The organism is Halochromatium salexigens, from assembly GCF_016653295.1.
Taxonomy (GTDB): domain Bacteria; phylum Pseudomonadota; class Gammaproteobacteria; order Chromatiales; family Chromatiaceae; genus Lamprobacter; species Lamprobacter salexigens.
The window spans coordinates 15,627-38,011 of sequence record NZ_NHSF01000046.1 but is presented as its reverse complement, the minus strand read 5'-3'; the positions used below and the strand labels follow the sequence as shown (position 1 = coordinate 38,011).

The following is a 22,385-nucleotide window of genomic DNA, read 5'->3' as shown; positions in this document are numbered from 1 at the left end:
TGTGGGTTCTCTCAAACGCTAGCCACCGAGGTACTCGACGACCTCGAGGTCGAATCCGGAGATGCCGTGCATGGCCTTGGGCGCGCTCATCACGCGCATCCGGTGCACGCCGACATCGGCGAGGATCTGCGCGCCGATCCCGTAGGTGCGCAGCTCGTTGCGGGCGCTGTGCGGGGCAGGCATGCTCGTTTGCCGAGCCGCTTCCGGAACCGTTTCCTGGGCTGCCTCCGGAGCTGTTTCCTGAGCTGCTTCCTGAATGGGGTCGCGGTTAGTTGGTTCGGTGATCGCGGCCAGTTTGGCCAGCACATCATCGCCCTGATCGCGATTGCGCAGCACCACGATCACGCCCTCGCCGGCCCCGGCGATCTGGCGCATCACATCATCGAGCGGCCAGCCACAGGCCGGGTGCTGGGCGCCGAACAGGTCGCAGAGGGTGTTTTGCAGATGCACCCGCACCAAGGTCGGCCGCTCGGCGTTGATTTCACCCATGACCAGCGCCAGGTGGATGTCGTTCTCGATGGTATCGCGATAGGCGGTCACCTCGAAGGTACCGAATGCCGTCGGCAGGCGACCTTGCGACTCGCGGATCACGGCCTTCTCATTGGCCACCCGGTAGTGGATCAGGTCGGCGATGGTGCCGATCTTCAGGCCATGGGCCTTGGCGAAGCGCTCGAGATCCGGGCGCCGCGCCATGGTGCCGTCCTCGTTCAGGATCTCGACGATCACCGCCGCCGGCTCGAAACCGGCGAGCCGGGCCAGATCGCAGCCGGCCTCGGTATGGCCCGCGCGCACCAGCACCCCGCCCGGCTGCGCCATCAGCGGGAACACATGGCCGGGCTGGACCAGATCGCTCGGCTTGGCCTCGGCGGCGACCGCAGCGGCGATGGTGCGCGCGCGATCGGCCGCCGAGATGCCGGTGGTCACCCCGCGCGCGGCCTCGACCGAGATCGTGAACGCGGTCGAATGCGGGGCGTTGTTGGCGTTGACCATCAGCGGCAGGCGCAGGCGCTCACAGCGCTCCTTGGTCAGGGTCAGGCAGATCAGTCCACGGCCATACTTGGCCATGAAGTTGATCGCCTCCGGCGTGACGCTGTCGGCGGCGAGCAGCAGATCGCCCTCGTTCTCGCGATCCTCGTCATCCATGATCACCACCATGCGCCCGGCGCGGAGTTCGTCGATGATCTCGTTGGTGGAATTGAGGGCCATAGCGGGGAATAACGTTAGGGTGAGCGATGCGGTGTCAAGCCGACAAGCATAACGCAGCATTGACACACCGTCACTCAGTGACGATGCAATCGCCGCCACCGCCGATGATAGACTGCAACCATCATTCTGCTTTTGGAGAGGTTCTCGCACATGGCCGAGCACAACCCGCTCACCCCGCCGTCACGCTTCAGCCCGCACACCCATCAGCGCGGCTTGGACAAGGTCGCGCGCATCCCGGTCAAGGTCGAACGCCTCTCCGAGGTGCCGCGCAAGCCGGCCTGGATTCGCGCCAAGGCGCCGACCGGCCCGGGGGTCGCCCGCATCAAGCGGCTGCTGCGTGAGAACCGGCTCGCGACCGTCTGCGAGGAGGCGCAATGCCCCAACCTCGGCGAGTGCTTCAACCACGGCACCGCGACCTTCATGATCCTCGGCGATGTCTGCACCCGGCGGTGTCCGTTCTGCGATGTGGCCCATGGCCGACCCGAGCCGATCGACGAGACCGAGCCCGAACTGCTCGCCGAGTCCATCGCGCGCATGGGGCTGGGCTATGTCGTCATCACCTCGGTCGATCGCGACGATCTGCGCGATGGCGGCGCCGGGCACTTCGCGGCCTGTCTGCGCGCGGTGCGGGCGCGTTGTCCGGGCACCCAGCTCGAGGTCTTGGTGCCGGATTTTCGCGGGCGCGAGGCGCAGGCCCTGGCCGCGTTCGCGGGCGCGGCGACGCCGGATGTGTTCAACCACAACCTGGAAACCGTGCCGGCGCTCTACCGCGAGGCGCGTCCAGGGGCCGATTACGCCGGCTCGCTGGCACTGCTGCAACGCTTCAAGGCGCTGTATCCGCAGGTGCCGACCAAGTCCGGGCTGATGCTCGGCCTCGGCGAGACCTCGGAGCAGGTGCTGGCGGTGATGGCCGATCTACGCGCGCACGGCTGCGACATGCTGACGCTGGGTCAGTACCTGCAGCCGAGCCGCGAGCATCTGCCGGTGCGCCGGTACTGGGAGCCGGCCGAGTTCGAGGCGCTGCGCGTCGCCGGCGAGCGGATGGGCTTCACCAATGTGGCCAGCGGTCCGATGGTGCGTTCTTCTTATCATGCCGATCAGCAGGCGCTGGGTGCGCTTTGAATCGGAGGTCGCGATGTTCACCGGCATCATTGAAGCCATGGGGCGAATCGAGACGCTCGAGGATCGCGGCGGTGATCAGCGCATCCGCATCGATGCTGGGGTCGACGCCGGGGTCAAGGCTGGCGCGCTCGATCTCAGTCAGGTCTCGATGGGCGATAGCATCGCCGTCAATGGCGTCTGCCTGACCGTCGTCGAGCTGAGCGCGCGCGGCTTCGCGGCCGATGTCTCGCGCGAGACCTTGTCGCTCACCACCCTGGGCACACTCAAGGCCGGCGCCCGCGTCAACCTGGAGCAGGCGCTGCGCCTCTCGACCCCGCTCGGCGGGCACCTGGTCAGCGGCCATGTCGATGGCGTCGGCACCCTGCTCGAGGTGCGCGAGGATGCCCGTTCCTGGCGTCTGCAGATCCACGCGCCCGGCGAACTGGCGCGCTACATCGCCCCCAAGGGCTCGATCTGCGTCGACGGCACCAGCCTGACCGTCAACCAGGTCAAGGGCGCGGTCTTCGACCTGAACATCGTGCCGCACACCCTGGGCGCGACCATCATCGGTGAGTATCGTGTCGGCACCCGGGTGAATCTCGAGGTCGACCTGATCGCGCGCTATCTGGAGCGGCTGCTGCTCGGCGAGCAGGCGGCCGAGCACGTGGACGCGGGTCTCACCGAGGAGTTTCTGCGCCGCCATGGGTTCGCCTGAGCATTGCGTTGCCTCTAGAACGCCTGGACAGCGCGTCATCGTCGGTCTCTCCGGCGGTGTCGACTCGGCCGTTGCCGCGCACCTGCTGATCGAGCAGGGGTATCAGGTCGAGGCCCTGTTCATGAAGAATTGGGAAGAAGACGACGAACCCGGCTACTGCGCGGCGGCCGAGGATTTGGCCGATGCCCAAGCGGTGGCCGAGCAGCTTGGTCTCCGGCTGCATACGGTGAACTTCGCCAGCGAGTATTGGGACCGGGTGTTCGAGCATTTCCTTGCCGAGTATCGCGCCTTGCGCACGCCGAACCCGGATGTGCTCTGTAACAAGGAGATCAAGTTTCGCGCCTTTTTCGAACACGCGCAGACGCTGGGAGCAGCGCAGATCGCCACCGGCCATTACGCGCGTGTGACTCAGGACGCCGAGGGGCTGCTGCATCTGCGCCTCGCAGCCGATGCCAATAAGGATCAAACTTATTTCCTGCATCTGCTCGATCAGGCGCAGCTCGAGCGGGCACTGTTTCCGCTGGCCGACCTGAGCAAGGCCGAGGTGCGAGCGATCGCCCGCCGGCTCGGGCTGGCCAATGCCGAGAAGAAGGACAGCACCGGCATCTGCTTCATCGGCGAGCGACGCTTCGGCGATTTCCTCGCGCGCTATCTCCCGCGCACGCCGGGGCCGATCATGACGCCCGAGGGGCGCGTTTTGGGCGAACATCGCGGGCTTGCCTGGCATACCATCGGTCAGCGCCAAGGGCTTGGCATCGGTGGTGTCACCGAGGCCGCCGAGGCGCCCTGGTTCGTCGCCCGCAAGGATGTCGCGCGCAATGCGCTGATCGTGGTGCAGGGAGGGAATCATCCGCTGCTTTACGCGGAGCATCTGCTCGGCGAGCAGGTGCACTGGATCGCCGGGCGGGCGCCAGCGGCGGCACCGTTCGACTGTCTCTGCCGGTTGCGACATCGGCAACCGCTGCAGCACTGTACCATCGTCGGTTACGATAACAAGATGTGCCAAGTTCTATTCGACGCACCCCAGCGCGCGATCACGTCTGGCCAATCGGCGGTGTTCTACCAAGGCGACGCCTGCCTAGGTGGTTGTGTGATACAGCAGGCTGACTAGGAGTGCGCTGACCGGGTCGGCCTTGAGCATCACTTTTTAGTCTACAGGCGTGATCGGTTGCGACGCAGGGGTTACGACTCAGGGGTTGCGACTAGCACAGGTTTTCGAGAGTTTACATCCATGCCCTATAGCGACCAAGACCGCATCATTGCGCTCGCCGGACTCCACCAGGCGATCCACTGTGTGCAGCGTATCGCCAACCGCGGCAGCGTCGACATCGATCAGATGGCGCCCTGCCTGCATAGTCTGTTTCAGATCGATGCCGAGGATGTGCCCTCGGTGTTTGGCGAGCCCGGCGCGGTGGCGACCGGTGCACGGCAGATCATTGCCCAACTGACCGGCCAGCCCGAGCGCAACATGGAGATGACGCGCTATGTGATCACGCTGCTCAAGCACGAGCGCATCCTGGCTGGGCGTGGCGACATGCTGGCGGCGATCGGCGAAGGCATCGAGGCGGCGCGCGAGGCGCGTGGCGACGCGCCCTTGATCGACCGCGAGGTGATCGCCCGCTTCGCCAGCCTCTACTCGGCGACCATCAGTAAGCTCGAGCCGCGCATCATGGTGCGCGGCAATCCGCTCTATCTGCAGAACGAAGAGAATCAGGAGCGCATCCGCGCGCTGCTGCTGGCCGGCATTCGCTCGGCGATACTCTGGCGCCAGTGCGGTGGGCGGCGGATGCAGATCCTGCTCGGCCGGCGCAAAGTGCTCGATGCCGCGCGCGCCTATCTGAGCCCGACGGCGAATCTGCAGCAACCAAGCTGAGCTAGAATTTCCCTCATTCTGCCGTAAGCCCAATCCCCGGAGTCCTCCATGCACGACAGCTTCAAGTCCAAGGCCCGTCTCGACGCCGCTGGCAAATCCTATGAGATCTTTCGCGTCGACGCGGTGCCGAACAGCGCGCGGCTGCCGTTCTCGCTCAAGATCCTGCTCGAGAACCTGTTGCGCTATGAGGATGGCGTGACGGTCAAGCGGGCCGATATCGAGGCGCTGGCCAACTGGGACGCCAAGGCTGAGCCGGATCGCGAGATCCAGTATCGCCCGGCGCGGGTGCTGATGCAGGACTTCACCGGCGTGCCGGCGGTGGTCGATCTGGCGGCGATGCGCGATGCGATGAGCGCGCTCGGCGGTGATCCGAACAAGATCAACCCGCTGCAGCCGGCGGAGTTGGTCATCGACCACTCGGTGCAGGTCGATAACTATGGCTCCGACAGCGCGCTCGGGCTCAATGCGCAGCTCGAGTTCTCGCGCAACCGCGAGCGCTATCGGTTCCTCAAGTGGGGCCAGCAGGCGTTCGACGACTTCAAGGTGGTGCCGCCGGATACCGGCATCGTGCATCAGGTTAATGTCGAATATCTGGCGCGTGTCGTCTTCGGCCGCGAGGTCAATGGCGTGCTTCAGGCCTATCCGGACACATTGGTCGGCACCGATTCGCACACCACCATGATCAACGGCGTTGGCGTGCTGGGCTGGGGCGTCGGCGGCATCGAGGCCGAGGCCTCGATGCTCGGTCAGCCGGTCTCGATGCTGATCCCGCAGGTGGTTGGCGTGAAGCTGAGCGGGCGTTTACCGGAAGGCGCCACCGCCACCGACCTGGTGCTGACCATCGTCGAGCAACTACGTCAGCATGGCGTGGTCGGCAAGCTGGTCGAGTTCTATGGCCCGGCGGTCAAGAGCCTGCCGATGGGCGATCGCACCACCATCGCCAACATGGCGCCCGAGTATGGCGCCACCTGCGGCCTGTTCCCGATCGACGACGAGACGCTCGACTTCCTGCGCCTGACCGGCCGCAGCGATGAGCAGGTCGCGCTGGTCGATGCCTATGCCAAGGCCCAGGGCATGTTCGATGCCGACGGCAGCTTCGAGGCCGACTTCAGCGAGACCCTGGAGCTGGATATCGGCAGCATCGTGCCAAGCCTGGCCGGCCCCAAGCGCCCGCAGGATCGGGTGCCGCTGACCGAGATCAAGGCCAGCTTCGCCGGGGCGCTGAAGACGCAGAATGCCGAACGTGGCGTCGATGACCGCCCCGCGGTGACCACTGAGATCGATGGCGAGCCGGTCGCGATCGGCGACGGCGCGGTGGTGATCGCGGCGATCACCTCCTGCACCAATACCTCGAATCCAACGGTCATGCTCGGCGCCGGGCTGGTGGCGAAGAAGGCCGCCGCGCGCGGCCTGAAGGTGCCGGCTTGGGTCAAGACCTCGCTCGGGCCGGGCTCGATGGTGGTGACGCGCTATCTGGAGGCGGCGGGATTGATGACGCCGCTCAAGCAGCTCGGCTTCCATGTCGTCGGCTACGGCTGTACGACCTGTATCGGCAACTCCGGCCCATTGCGCCCGGAGGTCTCGAAGGCGATCAGCGACGGCGATTTGACCGTCGCCTCGGTGCTCTCCGGTAACCGCAACTTCGAAGGCCGTGTGCATCCTGAGGTGCGGATGAACTACCTGGCCTCGCCGCCTCTGGTGGTGGTCTACGCGCTCGCCGGTCGGATGGGTTTCGATCCCTATAATGACCCGATCGCCGATGACGCCGACGGCAATCCGGTGTTCATGCGCGACATCTGGCCGACCCAGGCCGAGGTGGCCGATACCGTCTCCAGCTTCCTCGGCCAAGACGATTTCCGCTCGACCTACGCCGACGTCTTCGCTGGCGATGCCCATTGGCAGACGCTCGAGGCACCCGCCGGCAAGGTCTTCGATTGGGACCCAAGCTCGACCTACATCCAGGAGCCGCCTTACTTCCAGGGCATCCAGATGCAGCCGGAGCCGGTGCAGCCAATCCGCGATGCGCGCTGTCTGGCGGTGCTCGGCGACTCGGTCACCACCGATCACATCTCGCCCGCTGGCAGCATCAAGGCCGACAGCCCAGCCGGGCGCTACCTGATCGAGCAGGGCGTGGCGCCGGGCGACTTCAACTCCTACGGCTCGCGCCGTGGCAACCATCAGGTGATGATGCGCGGCACCTTCGCCAATATCCGGCTGCGCAACCGCATGGCGCCGGGCACCGAGGGCGGTGTGACGCTCCATCAGCCTTCCGGTGATCAAGAGTCGATCTACGATGCGGCGATGCGCTATCAGGCCGAGGGCGTGCCGGTGGTGGTGATTGCCGGCAAGGAGTATGGCTCTGGCTCCTCGCGCGACTGGGCCGCGAAGGGTCCACGCCTGCTCGGTGTGCGCGCGGTGATCGCCGAGAGCTATGAGCGTATCCATCGTACCAACCTGGTCTGCATGGGCATCCTGCCGCTGCAGTTCCCCTCCGGTGAGAGCGCCGAATCGCTTGGCCTGACCGGCACCGAGCTGTTCACTATCGGCGATTTGGACGATGGCAACGCCAAGCAGGTCGAGGTGACCGCGACCCATGCCGATGGCAGCGAGGTCCGCTTCCAAGCCAAGGTTCGCATCGACACCCCGAACGAGGCCGATTACTACCGCAATGGCGGCATCCTGCACTATGTGCTGCGGCGCCTGGCGGCGGCCTAAGAGGAGCGCGTGAGCCTCATGGAGTTATCTTCCCTCACCGCCATCTCGCCGATCGACGGCCGCTATGGCGCCAAGACCGCTGATCTGCGCTCGATCTTCAGCGAGTTCGGGCTGATCCGGCATCGGGTCGTGGTCGAGATCGCTTGGCTCAAGGCACTGGCCGATTGCCCTGAGATCGCCGAGGTGCCGGCGCTGTCCAACGACGCCCAGCAGCGGCTTGATGCGATCGGCGGTGAGTTCTCGGTCGAAGACGCCGCACGCATCAAGGCCATCGAGCGCACCACCAATCACGACGTCAAGGCGGTCGAATATTTCCTGAAGGAGCGCATCGCCGATCACGCCGAGCTGGCGGCGGTCGCGGAGTTCATTCACTTCGCCTGCACCTCTGAGGACATCAACAACCTGGCGCACGGGCTGATGCTCAAGGACGGGCGCGACCATGTGCTGCTGCCGCGCATGGATGCGCTGATCGAAGCTCTGCGCACGCTCGCGCATTGCCATGCCGAGCTGCCGATGCTCTCGCGCACCCATGGTCAGCCGGCTTCGCCGACTACGCTCGGCAAGGAGCTGGCGAATTTGGTGCATCGGTTGCGACGGCAGCGCGACAGCATCGCCGCCGTGGCGGTGCTGGGTAAGATCAACGGCGCGGTCGGCAACTACAACGCCCATCTGGTCGCCTATCCGGAGCTGGACTGGCCGGACTTTGCCCGGCAGTTCATCGAATCGCTCGGGCTGGCCTGGAATCCCTATACCATCCAGATCGAGCCCCACGACGGCATGGCCGAGCTGTTCGATGCCATCGGCCGCTTCAATACCGTGCTGATCGATGGCTGTCGCGATCTCTGGGGCTATATCTCGCTCGGCTACTTCAAGCAGCGCACCGTCGAGGGTGAGGTCGGCTCCTCGACCATGCCGCATAAGGTCAATCCGATCGACTTCGAGAACGCCGAGGGCAATCTCGGTATCGCCAACGCGCTCTTCGATCATCTGTCGGCGAAGCTGCCGATCTCGCGTTGGCAACGCGACCTGACCGATTCGACCGTGCTTAGGAATCTCGGCGTGGCGATCGCACATACCTTGATCGCGCTGGATTCGGCGCTCAAGGGCGTCGGCAAGCTCGAAGCCGACGACGAACGGCTGGCAGCGGATCTTGACGCCAACTGGGAGGTGCTCGCCGAGCCGATCCAAACGGTAATGCGCCGCTATGGGGTCGAGCAGCCCTATGAAAAGCTCAAAGCGTTGACGCGCGGGCAGCGCATCGGCCCGGAGGCGCTGGCGACCTTCGTCGAAACGCTCGATATCCCGGATGCGGCCAAAGCCGAGCTGCGGGCGCTGACGCCGGCGCGTTACATCGGTAACGCGGCGGAGCAGGCGCGGGCGATCTAGGTCGGAGGCTTGCGGCCTGAATCTCGCGTGCACTCAGTCAGACGCATCCATGGTGGCGAGTATCGGCCTCAGCACTTGTTGTTCGGTGCGGCCTTCATCGTGCTCGGTGAATTCTGCTTCGCGTCGATGGGGGTTGGTATCCGCATCGTCTCGGCCGAATTGCCGAACGCGATGGTCGTGTTCGGGCGCAATCTGATTGGGTTGATGCTGGTCGCGCCCTGGCTGCTGCGCCACGGCGTCGGTGATGTCAAAACCAGGGTGCCGGGCCTGCACTTACTGCGCGCGGTGGCGGGTATCAGCGCCATGTATTGTTTCTTCTTCGCGATCGCCGAGCTGCCCTTGGCCGAGGCGATGCTGCTCAAGCTGACCGCACCGATTTTCATCCCTTTGATCGCGATCGCCTGGCTGCATGAACGAGTGACCGGTTTGCTCTGGGTCGCGCTCGGGATCGGTTTCGCTGGCGTGATCCTGATCTTGGAGCCCGATCCGAGCCGGCATTGGGCTGGGATCTCGCCGGTGGCGTTGATCGGTCTGATGGGTGGCGTGCTGGCGGCGGTGGCCAAGGTCACGGTGCGTCGGCTCTCGCGCAGCGAGCCCACCGGGCGCATCGTCTTCTACTTCGCGCTCATTGGTGGCTCGATCTCGGCGCTGCCGCTCTTCTGGGACTGGCAGACACCGACCCCGATCGCGCTGCTCTGGTTGCTCGGCATCGGCATCGCCGCGACCCTGGGCCAGTTGGCGTTGACGCGTGGGCTCTCCTTGGCGCCGGCCTCACGCATGGGCGCCTTCGGCTACTTCTCGGTGGTGTTCGGGGCCGGTTATGGCTGGCTGTTCTGGGGCGAGCCGATGACCCTCACCCTGATGCTCGGCACCCTGTTGATTGCCGCAGGTGGCCTGCTAGCCAGTCGCTCCAGCCGTGTCCCGCGTATCGAGCCGTCGCCAACGTCCGGCCAGGCAGCCGCCGGGCAGGCCGTCTCCGAGCGCGCAGTCAACGCGTTCCCGATCCCCGAACTGCCGGTCCCCGGATCGGAGATACCGCCCCGCACCGAGGTGACTTCCAGCCCATGAGCGCATTGCCTGATTTTCCCGCGCTGCGATTTCCCGACGGCCTGGATGCGCAAGGCTTCCTCGCGCGCTATTGGCAGCGCCAGCCCTTGCTGATGCGCCAAGCCCTGCCTGGCTTCGAGAATCCCTTGCCCGGTGATGAACTCGCCGGACTCGCCTGCGAGCCCGAGGTCGAGTCGCGAATTGTGCTGGAAGGCCCCGAACAAAACCGCTGGCAGGTGCGGCACGGACCCTTCGATGCTGAGCGCTTTGCCGCCTTGCCGCCGAGTCACTGGACGCTGTTGGTGCAGGATGTCGATAAGCATCTCCCCGAGATCGGCGCCTTACTCGAGCGCTTCGATTTCCTGCCACGCTGGCGCATCGACGATCTCATGGTCAGCTATGCCGAGGATCAGGGCTCGGTCGGGCCGCATGTCGATGATTATGATGTCTTCTTGCTCCAAGCCGAAGGACGCCGGCGCTGGCGCATCGCAACCACCCCCGGCCTGCCGATGGAGTTCGTTCCCGATCTCGAGATCCGAGTGCTAAAACAGTTCAGCGCTGATCAGGAATGGCTGCTGGAACCGGGAGACATCCTCTATCTGCCTGCGGGCGTTGCGCATTGGGGGGTTGCCGAGGGGGCCTGTCAGACCTGGTCGGTGGGCTTGCGTGCCCCGGCTTGGCGCGAACTGGCCGATGATTGGCTCGCGCAGGTAGCCGAACGCTTTACGCCCACCGGGCGCTGGCACGATGGCCCGCCAGTCGCGCCTCCGCGGGATCCAGCCGAACTCGATGCCGACACGATCAGCGCGCTACGAGCGAGGATCGAATCCGGTCTCGCCACGGCTAGCAGTGATGATTTCCAGGCTTGGCTTGGCGGTTGGTTGACCGAGCCGAAACTCAATCTAGAACTGGAGCCACCCACTCGGCCTTGGGCCACCGATGAAGTGATCGCGGCCTTGGCGACGCATGGGCGGTTCGAGCGCGACGGACGCTCGCAGCTGTTATTCGCCGGCCCAAGCGCCGAAGGCGTGGCACTATCGTTATTCGCGAATGGGCAAGCGTATCGCCTGCCGTACGATCTCTTGCCGTTGGCATCGCTGTTGGCCAACAGTCGAGTACTGGAGTTGGAGCGCGTCAGACCCTGGCTCGCGCGCGAGGAGGTTCAAACGCTCCTTGGCGCATTGTTCAATGCCGGCCACTTCCTGAATCCGAGCCTCTAGGCTCGATCATGGCTGGCTAGATGGGGTCCGCATGCTCGCGTTGGCCTAACGGTCGACCTTATTGATGACAACGCGGCGCTGCTCGACCGAGAGCGGACTGTACTGCGGCAGGAGTTCTCGCTCACCGCGGCTTTCGGGTGGGGCGAGCAGTGAGGCTGGATAGCCCTGGGCGATGAAGTAGTCATGCACGGCCTTCGCCCGCCGCATGCCAAGGGCCATGTTGTAGTCATCGGCGCCCTTGGCATCGGTATGACCGATGATGGTGATATATTCCCGCGCCGGGGAGCGGGTCACCTTATCGATGTAGCTGTCGAGGGTGGCGATCACCCAGCGGTTGACCACGGTGTCCGGCACGATGTATTCATCGAACTCGAAGAGCAGTTTGACCGTGAGCTGTTCTGGAACCCGGACAGCACCACACTCGGGTAAGCGCTTGCGGCTCGGGTCCTCCCAGCAATTGCCATAGCTCGGTTCCGGTCCCCAAAAGCTTGTCGACGGGGCGTGGTCCGCGTCGGGCGCGGCCGAGCCGTCGTAGAATCCCGCGATCGTCTCTGCTGCGAAGAGCAGCGTTGCGCAGGCAACACAGGCGGCGATGAGCGCGACGGGGGAGGGCTTCACGGCGATGGGAGAGCGATGGAGATCCAAGTGGGCTGGATGTGGAGACGCCGGCTAGACAGGTGCCAAGCCGGCTGTTCGTGGCATGGCGCAAGGCGCATGCAACGGGAGGCAAGGCCGGCGCGGGCCAAGGCCTGTGCGTCCCGTTTGCGATCGCCGCTTACTGGCCAGCGACCTCGCTGCGCAGCACTACGCGGCGCTGCTCGAGTGCAAAGGGGTCGTACTGCGGCAGGAGATCGCGCTTGCCAACGCTTTCAGCCGGGCCGAGCAGGTTCTCTGGATAGCCCTGGGCGATGAAGTAGTCACGCACGGCGTTGGCGCGCTGCCGGCCAAGCGTCATGTTGTAGGCGTCCGAGCCCTTGGCGTCGGTATGGCCAACGACGGTGATGTATTCATCGAACGGCGAGGCCTGGACCTTGGCGATATAATCGTCGATCTCGGCCAGGACGCTCCGGTTGACCACGGTTTCGGGGACCTGGTACTTGTCGAACTCGAACAGGAGCTGCACGCTGATCTCGGGCGGCACCGCCATTTCACGCTCACAGGGCGGCAGGTTGCTCGGGCCGCCAGCGCTCTGCCAGCATTCGCCATAGCTGGTCGCCCACAGCTGACCATTTGGGAAGTTCTTGCCGCCCGCGGCGTACCAGTAGTCTTCTTGTTGGTCTTGAGCGGTCGCGGTTCCGCCGACGAGGAGGGCGGCGGCAGCGGTGCAGGCAACTGCTGCGTTGCGGAAGGATTTCATAGTGGTGAACATCAGTGGCTCCTGTCGAAAGTTAGAGGTGCGGACGACGCAAGGACGGCCTCGGGAAAATTCAGCAGCTGACGATGATCTAGCGTCGACGAATCAACTGCTGCCGTGGAACAATGATAGCGTGTTGTCGGTAAAATGAAACAGGAAAAGCGAAAAAACCGCAGTCATGCGCGAACTATACCATAGTAGTGCCGCTCGAACACTCGCTTAGCCTCTCGTTGTGAATTTACAACAACTGTATCAAAGGCCGCGAAGTCGTTGGTGGCAACACTCTCTGCGTTGGCATCGAACGGGATCGGCCGACTTAGCGAGGCGTTCGCGCACAGCGATTAAGGTATGGTGATGACACTGCAAGAGGCTGCTCAAGCTCTAAACGCCGAGGTCTCCGCGCTGACCTTCGCGGCGCCGGTTGCGCTGGTCTATCATCCGCTCTCCTATGGCTGGGAAGCGCATGCGGCTTACCTAGAGCGCTACGGTCAAGCGCGCCGCTCAGTGCTGCTGCTCGGGATGAATCCGGGACCGTTCGGTATGGCGCAGACTGGCGTCCCTTTCGGTGATGTCGAGATGGTGCGTGATTGGCTAGGAATCCAGGCCCGAGTTGAGACGCCGGCGAAGGTGCATCCGAAGCGCCCGGTGCTTGGGTTCCAATGTCCGCGCCGCGAGGTCAGCGGCCAGCGGCTGTGGGGGTGGGCAAGCGCGCGCTTTGGGACGCCGGAACGTTTCTTCGCGCAGTTCTTTGTCGCCAATTACTGTCCACTGGTCTTCATGACCGAGAGCGGGCGCAACCTGACGCCCGATGCGTTGCCAGCTGCTGAGCGGGCGCCGCTATTCGCGGCCTGTGATGAAGCATTGCGCTCGACCGTCGAGCTGCTCGAACCCGAGTATCTGGTGGGCATCGGGCGCTTCGCCGAAGAGCGGGCACTCGCCGCGCTCGGCGGGCGTGATTTGCGCATCGGACGCATCCTACATCCCAGCCCGGCCAGCCCTGCCGCAAATCGGGACTGGGCCGGCCAGGCGGAGCGGGGCTTAAGCCAGCTCGGCATCCCGCTCCCTGGCCTCCACGTAGACGCCTAGGGGGATTCAATCGGTTCCTGCCTGAACCGGGGTGGGGGCTCGGTCAGGTGCTTGATCGGTTCCATGCAAGTGACGTCGAAGGCGACATCGATGTGCTCGATGGCAATGAAAGCGGCTAGGATCATCGCCCCAGCGGCGATACGTCGCACCGGTGCGCGAGGTGGCGGCCGTTTTTGCAGCCCTAGCAGCGAGCTGTAGATCGGCCGCCCACCCATGCCTTCGGCGGTGAAGGTGGCGGCGAGGCAGGTCAAGATGATCGGCAAGGCTAGGGCCTGTGCGCCCGTGAGTTCGATCACTAGGATGATGCCGGTTAGCGGTGCCCGCACCGTGGCGGCGAACAACGCGCCCATGGCGGCGACCGCGAAAACCTCCGGGGCCTGGGCCAGCGCGGGGATGACACGCGAAACCAGATGCGCAAAGGCCGCACCGCAGAGGGTGCCAAGTGCGAGCATGGGCGCGAAGATGCCACCCGGTAGTCCCAGGCCATAGCTACCGACCGTGGTCAGTAAGCGCACGGCAAGCAAGGCGAGCAGGAAAAACAGTGCCGGCTGGCCGTGCAGCAGGTCCTCGACCAAGGTCTCGCCGCCACCCACCGTGTCTGGGACAAACCAGATCAGGGCGCCCAGAAGCAATCCAGTCATGGCGGTCACGACATAAATCGCGGCGGGGCCGAGCGCTCGATAAGCGGCGACCGAGCCCAGCAGCAGGCGGTTGAAGAGTACCCCAAGGGCGCCGATCAGCAGGCCCAGGAGCACGAAGAGTGGTAACGCCTCCAGTGGAGCGACGCCCACGCTCGGCATGGGCATGGTCGGCCCCTGCCCGAGCATCCAGCCGCTGACGATCACCGCGGCGCAGCAGGCGAGGATGACTGATTGGATGGTCGCGAAGCGATATTCGAAGTGCTCACGCAATTCCTCGGTGACAAAGACAATGGAGGCGAGTGGGGCGTTGAAGGCGGTCGCCAGGCCGGCTGCCGCACCGGCGGCGATGAGGGCCCGTTTGGCACCGGGGTTGGCACTTGGATTGGGACCGGGATTGGTTGCGGGGTGTGGCCTAAGACGCGCGCTGGCCAATTGGCCGAGCGCGGCGCCCATGTGGATGGTTGGTCCTTCTCGGCCGAGTACCAGCCCGGAGCCGACGGCCAATGTGCCGGCTACGAACTTCACCGGCAACACGCGTTGCCAGCGCAGCGTACGCTCACCGGCCAGGATCGCCTCGACCTCCTGGACACCGCTGCCAGCGGTTTCCGGGGCAAAGCGACGGACGAGCCACAGGGCCGTCACCAGCAACAGGGCGCCGAGCACCATCAGCAAGAGCCAACCGGGCACGGGGGCCGCGCTGAGCAGGGCGTGCAAGCTACCTCGGCTGGCGGCGGCTTGATCGAGCAGCGCATGGAAAGCGCCGCCGATGAGTCCGGCGCAGGCACCTACCAGGGTTGCCGAGAGATAAAGCCGCCAAGGAAACATCATCGCTGAGACATCGACCTTCAGAGCCGCAGGAAACGGTGGCCGCGAAGCGGTTGGGATGATTGAAACGTGTACATTGGGGCAACCATAACGAAAAAATGCCGTGAGCGCCGCGAAACAACGCCGTACGCATGGGCGTATCGGTCGCGTGGTGGAGTTGCGGCGGTCTGTTCGTGGGCGATAGACTCATTCCCACCCCATCGCGATAGGCTGAGTGGCCCGCTCGGCCTGGCTACCTTGGCACCCATCACCCCCTCCTAACCGTGCTCGTTGTTATGGCATCACGCTTGTCTGCTCTGGTCTTGTTTGTCTGTCTCTCGCTGTTGTTGTCAGGGACGGTTGTGGCTCAAAACGAGTCGGCCTCGGGGACTGATGCGGATGCGCCCTCCGAGGTGGCCGTGGAGGGTGCACCGCAGGCGGACTCCGACGCCGAGCCATCTGAGCAGGCGCCAGACACGCCGGTTGAGAATGGTCGCCAAGCCCTGGCGTTCGATCCCGCCTTGGTTGGGCTTCCAGACCTTCCGCAACCGATGGCCTCGCCCGATGATTTCCAGAAGACCTTGGACCTGATCGACGTGCGCATCGCTGAGAAGACCGCCGCGCTCGAGGCGGCGATGGCCGATGCGGCTGCTGCGGAAGCGCCCGCTTTTGAAGCGGAGTCGGCCGCAGATGACGCTGAAGAGAACGGATTGGATGCTGATGCCGATGCCGAGAGGGGCGATGCCGGTATCGATGACGCCGAGAACACTGCCGCGCCGCAAAGTGTGCTCGCGGCGCGGATCGCCAGGCTCGAGCAACGCATCGAGCTGCTGAAGGAACTGCGGCTGGTTGTTCAACGCAATGCCACCCTCGCCGAGCGGCTCGGCGAATCCGAGCGCGAACTTGCCAACCTGCAAGCTCGGTTAGAAACCGTGGAGACAGAGGGCTTCTCGCTGGAGCCACCGCTGCAGGTCTCGCTCTTGGATCAAGCGCAGGCGGAACAGGCACTGCGGCAGTCGTTCGCCGAGGTCGCTGTGACCAGAGCCGCGAGCGCCGAACGGCGTCAGGCCGCCGCCGAGCAGGCGCTGACGACCGCGATCAGGGAGCGCCGCGCCGCGCGTGATCGATTCACCACCGCCGAGGCCGTGGATCGAACTGTGACGGAGCGCGATGACCTCGCCGAAGCGCTCGAGCGGGCCCGTCTCCGCGAGCTGCTGGCGCGGCAACAGCTCATCGCGACAGAACGGGCGCTTGAGCTGGCGCGACAGCAAGGGCGTCTGGCCGAACTCGAGCAAGCCTTGTTAGCCAAGCGCATCGCCTATCTGGAGGAGCGCGTGGAGCTACCGCGCGACGCCCTCGAGGCGCAGCTTGAAGACCTCGACGCCACCGAGAAGGAGATGCGGGTTCAGATCGACACCCTGCAACGCACTGGCGATCAGGCGGAAGCCGACCTCTACCGCGCGCGTCAGCAGCTCGCCGATGCCAATGGAAACGCCGAGCAAGCGGCATTGGAGGAATGGGTCGCGGCGCGTCAAGCCGAGCTGGCGGCGGCCCGCACTGGGGTCGACAGCTTGGTCTCGGCGATCGCCAACCTCGAACAGATGGACCGTCTGTGGCAACAGCGTTACCAACTGATGCATGACCCGGAAGCGCTCGACCTCGCGGAGCTGCTGCGCCAGATCATCATGGAAACGACCACGGCGATCGACGAGAAGGATGCCATCGAGAGTCGACTGAATGCGCTGCGCTCGATGCAGCTGGCTCAGACACGGCGCTTGCGCGATGCCGGTCATGATGCCGTGCGCGAAGCGATGGCGGTGCGCAGTGCCGCGCACGAACTGGCCGAGCGTTATGGGCGCGAGCTGCTCGAGACGCAGGAGGAACTGATCGCGCTGCTGCAAGGCATGCGCCCGCAGGCCGAGGCACTGGTGGAGCAACAGAACCTGTCACTGCAGCTGCTCCAAGCGCAAGAGACGCTAGCGAACTGGTGGGAGGCCGAGGTGCTGGTGATCGACGATCAGAGCATTCGCGTGCGCGAGCTGATCACGGCACTGGCGATGTTCCTCGTTGTGCTCCTCATCGTCTCGCTGATTCGCATGGGTGCGCGTCGAGCGCTCAATCGGCGTCGAGCGAAGAGTTCAACGACGGATGCGGGCGATCTGCGCTTGGCGCTCTCCGCCATCGCTGGCAACACCAGCCAGTTGTTCGTGCTGATCGCGGCCTTCTTTGTCGCCATGACCTTCTCCGGGCTGGCGAGCCCAACGGTCAAGCACTGGCTCTGGAACCTGCTGATCATCGCCTTCTATATCCAGCTCGGCATCTGGGCCACGGCGGCGATGGCCGACTACTTCAATCGCAAGCGCACCCGCAAGGAGATGCACGACCCGTCCACCGTGACCGGCTACGGCGTGATGATGGTGTTCATCCGCGTCGGCATCTGGATCACCGTCGTCGTCTCGCTGCTGGCCTACTTCCAGTATCCGGTCGCGGGCCTGCTCGGCGCCCTCGGTGTCGGCAGTGTCGCGGTCGGTTTCGCGTTGCAGAACATCCTCGGTGATGTCTTCAGCTCGATGGCGATCATCCTCGACAAGCCGTTCCGCGTCGGCGATTTCGTCAAGGCCGGCGACACCCTCGGCGTGATCGAGTACACCGGCGTCAAGACCACCCGCATCCGCAGCCTCTCGGGCGAGCAGGTGGTGCTGTCCAACAGCGACATCCTCAGCAGCCGCATCCATAACTACAAGCACTTCAAGGAGCGGCGCATCGCCTTTCGCATCGGCGTCGTCTATCAGACCCCGCGCGTGCTGCTCGAGCGCATTCCCGAGATGTTGCGCGCGGCCGTCGACGCGCAGCCGAGTACGCGCTTTGATCGCGCGCATTTCGCCGAGTACGGCGACTTCGCGCTCATGTTCGAGATCGTCTACTACGTCCTGAGCCCGGATTACGGGATCTACATGGATATCCAGCAGGGCATCAATCTCGATATCCACCGCCGCTTCGAGGAGGCGGGCATCGACTTCGCCTACCCCACCCAGGAGCTGATCCTGCGGCGTGGGCCGCCGCTGGCGGCGAGTGCGGCCGATGGCTAAGCGCTACCACTGATACTCGAGTTGCCCCCGTGGTCTGCCATTCATGCCAACAGCGGCGATAGTGGAGTTCGAAATCCAGGTCGATTGCGCTGCTCTCGGAATTGCCGGTGCGCTCTTGCAGGGCCAGGTTGATGATCCCGCCCAAGCGATCACCTTTGTGCAGAATGACCTCGTCGGCCACGCTCGTGCTCAGCAGCGCAAGACCGAGGAGGGCGAGCGGCGCGCGCTGGATCAGGGTTGCTGTATCGTGATCGTTGTTGCGGAAAACAGCCATACGTTCAGTCTTTCAGTCCATCAAACTCGCTGGTCGCAGCGAGTCAAAAGGTCTTGCCGTCGAATCCGAACAGATGTCGTGGCGGTGAGGCGAATTCGATGTAGACCCGGTTGGAGGGTATCTCGAGCGTCTCGTCGAGCAGCTCGCAGAGTGCCGCCGAGAGCGCCGGGGTCTGGTCTTCGGGCAGTCCCAGGCTCTTCAGCTCCAGGAAGGCGAGCGGGCTGGTCTCGCCACCAAAGCACATGGCGGGAGTTGGCTCGAGGATCACCATCACATAGCGCTCCGGCTTGCCGAGCAGCTCGGCGACACGGGCGGAGGCGTGTTTGATGAGCGACTCGGTTGCTGTCGACTCAAGGGGTGCGTTGGTCTTGATGATGAGAGTGGGCATTATAGATCTCGCTGCAGTGGAGCGCTGGTGAGCTAAATGACTCGGCGCGGTTGCTCTCAGGGGCGATGGATGCGACCTATGTGCTGCTGGGCGGTATACGTTTAGTCTACCAACAAGCCCTGATTCGCCAGGCGCACGTCCTCAAGCTGTCGCTGGATCAGTCGGATGCTGTCGTTGCGAATGCCGAGCGCTTTGGCGATCTCACTGAAGCCGCTGATACTGTCGAGCACTTCGGCGATGACCGCGCGCGCCTGTCGCCAGTGGGCGAAGTTGGCCTGAGCCGCCAGGCGTTGCATGGCTTTGCGTGGTGGCGCCTTGCCGAAGCCGGCAAAGGCGGTGGCGTGCTCGCCATAGGGGGTGGGGCTGAAGGTGACATCGTAGAAGGGACTCGGACGCCAGTGACCCTGATCGTCTTGCAGAAACGCCCAGTTCTTGCTGTGATCATCCTGATTCAGCGCAAAGAGGTTGAACACCGCCCGGCGGAACTGCGCCTGCCCGACGGCTGGGCTTTGACAGAGCAGACTGCTGGCCTTGATCAGATCCGCGTAATCGAGACTGGGCAGGCGAAAGTCCGCGTCGAGCAAGCCGCAAGCGCTGTGCAAATGCCAGCGTCCGTCAGGCCCCTGGGTGTCGAAACGCTCCATGGCCAGCCATTGCCTTGCCCCCGAGGCGGCCGGCGCCTCCAGCAGTCGCCAATTTGCCACCTCAATGCCGGCCTGCCGGGCCATCGTCAGGTAGGCGGCTTCGCACAGCCCTTCTTCATGGCCGAGCGGCAGACTGGCAGAGGTAAACTTGACCAGATAGGCGGTGCGATCCGGGCCGGGTGTCATCCCGCAACTCTCGTTATCCGTGTCCGACAGATACAACAGCGCCTTGGGTCTGGCACCGCCCGAACTGCCGACCCGGACCAGCTCCGCCAGTACTTCGGTGGTCTGCCCCTCGTACAGGGCCTGCGCCTGTAATCCAAGCTCCCAGAGGTCGATGCGCGCATCCGTGGCCGCAGGTTGCAGCGACGAGGGCGGTTCGTAAGACAAGGCACCCAATGCGCGATTGGCCACGAAAGCCAGGCGATCCAGCGCGGTGACCTGGGACGGTAAAATCCCCGCCTGACGGAATATCCGGTCCATCAGCAACAAACCCCAGCCATCGGGCAATGAATCGGCGAACACGCCATGCAGCCCGGCATGCGGATCGCGCGGGGCGGCCTGCAGCGAGGCATCGAGCGTCAGGCCAAAAGGCGAGAGATTCGCAAACCGCGCCAGATAATCGCCGGCATACTGAAAATAGACCCCTTGCCGATTCTGCGCCAAGACACCAACGCGGTGGCGGCCGCCATCGCTGAAGGTGCGCCAAACGTCCAAACGCTTGACAGGTTCGAGGCTCACTGTGTCAACACCTCTTCGATGCTGACAGGAACCTTGGGCGGCGGATCGGTCAGGCCCTGCAAGCGACCGAGGTCATCCACGCTTTGCCATAAGAACAGGAATTGGCGCAGCGAGATCTGGCCTGTGGTTTCAAATTTTTTGATGGTCGGCGCCGGCACGGTGCTGCGCGCCGCCAGCGCCTGGCGCGAGAGCTTCAGCGTCTTGCGTCGCGCCTTGATCCAGGCGGACAAGGCAAGCTGCACATCCGCGGCCGAGTATAGGGAGAGCTGGCTCACCTCAATAATAGATACAATGGTATCTTTTCCTGTGCGGTAAAGACAGAATCAGATACCATGGTATCCTTTATGCTCTGACCTGTGCAATGTTCGTCACGGTTAAGGTATGCACCATAGAATTTATCCGAATGCTGAAGAGCAGTTTTCTGCTCCAATCCGTCCACGCCCGCTTCGCTTCACCTCCAGCATGGCCAGATCGGCCTGATGCAGCAAGGCATCCAAGTCCACGGGCTGGTCGGCACGCAGGCAGGCGAGGCCGATACTGGCGCTCAGGCTCAAAGGCTCGCCCTGATCGTTGAGGACCTTGGCCGCCCGGATCTCCTCGAGCAGGCGTTCGGCAAGGCCAAGCGCCGCTGTTTGATCTTGACTGATGAGCACGACGAACTCATCACCGCCCCAGCGTCCCACCACGTCCTCGGTGCGGGTGACACGGCTGCAGCAGGCGGCAAAGGTCTGGAGGGCGCGATCGCCGACATGATGACCATGGGTATCGTTGATGGTCTTGAAGCGATCGACATCGACCATCAGCAACGCGATCCAGCCCTGAGTCCGCTGCGCCCGGGCGATCTCGCGTTCCGCCAGCGCGGCGAAGTAGGAACGGTTGGCGATCCCGGTCAAGGGGTCCGTGCGCGCCTGCTGATGCAATGCGTTGCGCCCTTCGAGCAAACGCAGGTAGTTGCGCAGGGCGATAAACCCCAGCGCCATGATCAGGGTCCAGCCCAACACCGCCAGCCAGGCCAGACGATACCAGTCCGCCAACCAGTCGGCGCGATCGATGCCGAGGATGATCGTATAGGGAGTCCCCTCGACCTTCCGTGTGCCGAAGTAGCGGTGTTTCTGGTCCACCGGAGAGCGCACAGGGGGGTAGACCCGAAACTGTTCGTCAGAGGCGAAGAAGTCATTCATGTTTGGGTCGTCGAACAGTTGCCCGATCGCCTGCGGGAACGGCGGGTAGCGCGCCAGCAGCATCTGTTGGTCGTCCTCGATCGCCAGGGAATCGACGCGCCCCGTGCCCATGCGGGCCAGCCATTGACTGAAGAACTCGAGATCCAGGGCAATGGCGACCAGGCCGAGAAAGCGCCCGTCTTCATCCCGTATGGCGCGTGCCTGGGTCACATTCACCGGGCCGACATTGGCGCGAAAGCCGCGCGTCACCAGGCTATCGAGCTCGGGATCGGCCTGCAGACGTTGACAGTATTCGCGCTCGCTGGCGTCGAAACCGAGCCTGGCGTTGCCATGTGTGACCACGCACTGGCGATCGAACGCGCCATACAGGAAGGCGTGGGGAAAGGTCTTGTAGCGTTGCTCGAGCCGTTGGCTCAGATCGGCATGGGCCTGGGGGTCGGGATGGGGATAGCGCAGGTCATCGGGGTCGATCTGGCCGGCCATGTCCCGCAACAGGTAATCCGAGGCGACAAAGGAGCCGCGAATCCATTCGGCGATCAGTTCCGAGGAGAAGGCCAGGCGGCTCTCCTGAAGCTCCCAGGTGCGCTGATACGACGACCAGAGCAACAGGCCCAGCAGAAGACTCGACAGGCCCAACAATAGCGCATAGGTGGTGAGCCCTGAGCTCCTTTTTTGCAACTGACGACTCCTGACTAACCTAAACCCGGGATGATACCGACGACCTTGCTTGATGTCACAAGCCGGTCGGCTGGGCTGCTAAACTGCCCCATCGTCTCGGCGATCAGAGCGCAACCCATGCCTGGTCGCGCGACGCATTGCACCGAGGGCTGTTGATCTTCAACCATGTGGTATCCCCTAAACATCGCGTTCTTGATCCTGATGTGTGTTCCAGCCGCAATGGCCGCGAGCGCCGGTTCTTC

General features: G+C 64.2%; 18 protein-coding genes. 10 read left to right on the top strand and 8 right to left on the bottom strand.

Features of this window, described 5'->3' with window-relative positions; all coding sequences use genetic code 11:
* Positions 1-18: 18 nt before the first annotated feature.
* Positions 19-1,206, bottom strand: a complete 1,188-nt coding sequence (ribBA, locus tag CCR82_RS06930) for a bifunctional 3,4-dihydroxy-2-butanone-4-phosphate synthase/GTP cyclohydrolase II (protein ID WP_201244668.1) — start codon at positions 1,204-1,206, stop codon at positions 19-21.
* A 150-nt stretch (positions 1,207-1,356) separates the two neighbouring features.
* Between ribBA and lipA the strand changes: the two genes are divergently transcribed.
* The 8 genes from lipA (at position 1,357) to CCR82_RS06890 (ending at position 11,263) form a co-directional block, all read left to right on the top strand.
* On the top strand, positions 1,357-2,328 hold the full coding sequence (gene lipA / locus CCR82_RS06925; RefSeq protein WP_201244667.1) for a lipoyl synthase: 972 nt from the start codon (positions 1,357-1,359) through the stop codon (positions 2,326-2,328).
* A 13-nt stretch (positions 2,329-2,341) separates the two neighbouring features.
* Complete coding sequence (locus CCR82_RS06920) at positions 2,342-3,022, top strand: riboflavin synthase (protein WP_201244666.1); 681 nt, start codon at positions 2,342-2,344, stop codon at positions 3,020-3,022.
* Entirely contained in the window at positions 3,009-4,133 is a 1,125-nt protein-coding gene (mnmA, locus tag CCR82_RS06915) for a tRNA 2-thiouridine(34) synthase MnmA (RefSeq protein WP_201244665.1), read from the top strand. Before CCR82_RS06920 ends, mnmA begins: the two co-directional genes overlap by 14 nt.
* Positions 4,134-4,253: 120 nt before the next feature.
* Positions 4,254-4,895 carry a high frequency lysogenization protein HflD gene (gene hflD / locus CCR82_RS06910; RefSeq protein ID WP_201244664.1) on the top strand — a complete coding sequence of 214 codons (642 nt, stop codon included), beginning with the start codon at positions 4,254-4,256 and terminating at the stop codon, positions 4,893-4,895.
* A gap of 48 nt (positions 4,896-4,943) precedes the next feature.
* Positions 4,944-7,610, top strand: a complete 2,667-nt coding sequence (gene acnA / locus CCR82_RS06905) for an aconitate hydratase AcnA (protein ID WP_201244663.1) — start codon at positions 4,944-4,946, stop codon at positions 7,608-7,610.
* Positions 7,611-7,628: 18 nt separating this feature from the next.
* A complete protein-coding gene (gene purB, locus CCR82_RS06900; RefSeq protein WP_201244662.1) occupies positions 7,629-8,996 on the top strand; it encodes an adenylosuccinate lyase in 1,368 nt (455 codons plus the stop codon).
* A gap of 27 nt (positions 8,997-9,023) precedes the next feature.
* Positions 9,024-10,064, top strand: coding sequence for an EamA family transporter (locus tag CCR82_RS06895; protein ID WP_201244661.1), 1,041 nt, complete (start codon positions 9,024-9,026; stop codon positions 10,062-10,064).
* Positions 10,061-11,263 (top strand): cupin domain-containing protein, encoded by a 1,203-nt coding sequence (locus CCR82_RS06890; protein ID WP_201244660.1) that lies wholly within the window; start codon positions 10,061-10,063, stop codon positions 11,261-11,263. The genes CCR82_RS06895 and CCR82_RS06890 overlap by 4 nt, the downstream gene beginning before the upstream one ends.
* 45 nt (positions 11,264-11,308) lie before the next feature.
* On the opposite strand, the gene CCR82_RS06885 is transcribed toward CCR82_RS06890, so the two are convergent.
* The gene (locus tag CCR82_RS06885; protein ID WP_201244659.1) at positions 11,309-11,881 is read right to left on the bottom strand and encodes an OmpA family protein; all 573 of its coding nucleotides are present in this window, start codon (positions 11,879-11,881) and stop codon (positions 11,309-11,311) included.
* A gap of 157 nt (positions 11,882-12,038) precedes the next feature.
* Complete coding sequence (locus tag CCR82_RS06880) at positions 12,039-12,632, bottom strand: OmpA family protein (protein WP_201244658.1); 594 nt, start codon at positions 12,630-12,632, stop codon at positions 12,039-12,041.
* 339 nt (positions 12,633-12,971) lie between these two features.
* Between CCR82_RS06880 and CCR82_RS06875 the strand changes: the two genes are divergently transcribed.
* On the top strand, positions 12,972-13,703 hold the full coding sequence (locus CCR82_RS06875; RefSeq protein ID WP_201244657.1) for a single-strand selective monofunctional uracil-DNA glycosylase: 732 nt from the start codon (positions 12,972-12,974) through the stop codon (positions 13,701-13,703).
* Here CCR82_RS06875 and clcA read toward each other — a convergent pair.
* Positions 13,700-15,172, bottom strand: coding sequence for a H(+)/Cl(-) exchange transporter ClcA (gene clcA, locus CCR82_RS06870; RefSeq protein WP_242513317.1), 1,473 nt, complete (start codon positions 15,170-15,172; stop codon positions 13,700-13,702). The genes CCR82_RS06875 and clcA overlap by 4 nt on opposite strands.
* A gap of 338 nt (positions 15,173-15,510) precedes the next feature.
* Between clcA and CCR82_RS19095 the strand changes: the two genes are divergently transcribed.
* Positions 15,511-18,237: a mechanosensitive ion channel domain-containing protein gene (locus CCR82_RS19095; protein WP_201244656.1), complete on the top strand. Its 2,727-nt coding sequence runs from the start codon at positions 15,511-15,513 to the stop codon at positions 18,235-18,237.
* A gap of 317 nt (positions 18,238-18,554) precedes the next feature.
* On the opposite strand, the gene CCR82_RS06860 is transcribed toward CCR82_RS19095, so the two are convergent.
* The 4 genes from CCR82_RS06860 to CCR82_RS06845 form a co-directional block, all read right to left on the bottom strand.
* Positions 18,555-18,899, bottom strand: coding sequence for a phenylpyruvate tautomerase MIF-related protein (locus CCR82_RS06860; protein ID WP_201244655.1), 345 nt, complete (start codon positions 18,897-18,899; stop codon positions 18,555-18,557).
* Positions 18,900-19,000: 101 nt separating this feature from the next.
* Positions 19,001-20,284, bottom strand: a complete 1,284-nt coding sequence (locus tag CCR82_RS06855; RefSeq protein ID WP_201244654.1) for a HipA domain-containing protein — start codon at positions 20,282-20,284, stop codon at positions 19,001-19,003.
* Positions 20,281-20,559 (bottom strand): transcriptional regulator, encoded by a 279-nt coding sequence (locus CCR82_RS06850; RefSeq protein ID WP_201244653.1) that lies wholly within the window; start codon positions 20,557-20,559, stop codon positions 20,281-20,283. Before CCR82_RS06850 ends, CCR82_RS06855 begins: the two co-directional genes overlap by 4 nt.
* A gap of 120 nt (positions 20,560-20,679) precedes the next feature.
* Complete coding sequence (locus CCR82_RS06845; RefSeq protein WP_201244652.1) at positions 20,680-22,143, bottom strand: sensor domain-containing diguanylate cyclase; 1,464 nt, start codon at positions 22,141-22,143, stop codon at positions 20,680-20,682.
* Between the last annotated feature and the right edge of the window lie 242 nt (positions 22,144-22,385).

What these genes read in the sequence shown, in the direction of transcription:
- CCR82_RS06920 (WP_201244666.1), top strand. Translation starts at nt 2,342, where the DNA reads ATGTTCACCGGCATCATTGAAGCCATGGGGCGAATCGAGACGCTCGAG.
- clcA (WP_242513317.1), bottom strand. Translation starts at nt 15,172, where the DNA reads ATGATGTTTCCTTGGCGGCTTTATCTCTCGGCAACCCTGGTAGGTGCC.
- lipA (WP_201244667.1), top strand. Translation starts at nt 1,357, where the DNA reads ATGGCCGAGCACAACCCGCTCACCCCGCCGTCACGCTTCAGCCCGCAC.
- purB (WP_201244662.1), top strand. Translation starts at nt 7,629, where the DNA reads ATGGAGTTATCTTCCCTCACCGCCATCTCGCCGATCGACGGCCGCTAT.
- CCR82_RS06860 (WP_201244655.1), bottom strand. Translation starts at nt 18,899, where the DNA reads ATGCCCACTCTCATCATCAAGACCAACGCACCCCTTGAGTCGACAGCA.
- hflD (WP_201244664.1), top strand. Translation starts at nt 4,254, where the DNA reads ATGCCCTATAGCGACCAAGACCGCATCATTGCGCTCGCCGGACTCCAC.
- CCR82_RS06880 (WP_201244658.1), bottom strand. Translation starts at nt 12,632, where the DNA reads ATGTTCACCACTATGAAATCCTTCCGCAACGCAGCAGTTGCCTGCACC.
- acnA (WP_201244663.1), top strand. Translation starts at nt 4,944, where the DNA reads ATGCACGACAGCTTCAAGTCCAAGGCCCGTCTCGACGCCGCTGGCAAA.
- CCR82_RS06875 (WP_201244657.1), top strand. Translation starts at nt 12,972, where the DNA reads ATGACACTGCAAGAGGCTGCTCAAGCTCTAAACGCCGAGGTCTCCGCG.
- ribBA (WP_201244668.1), bottom strand. Translation starts at nt 1,206, where the DNA reads ATGGCCCTCAATTCCACCAACGAGATCATCGACGAACTCCGCGCCGGG.
- mnmA (WP_201244665.1), top strand. Translation starts at nt 3,009, where the DNA reads ATGGGTTCGCCTGAGCATTGCGTTGCCTCTAGAACGCCTGGACAGCGC.
- CCR82_RS06890 (WP_201244660.1), top strand. Translation starts at nt 10,061, where the DNA reads ATGAGCGCATTGCCTGATTTTCCCGCGCTGCGATTTCCCGACGGCCTG.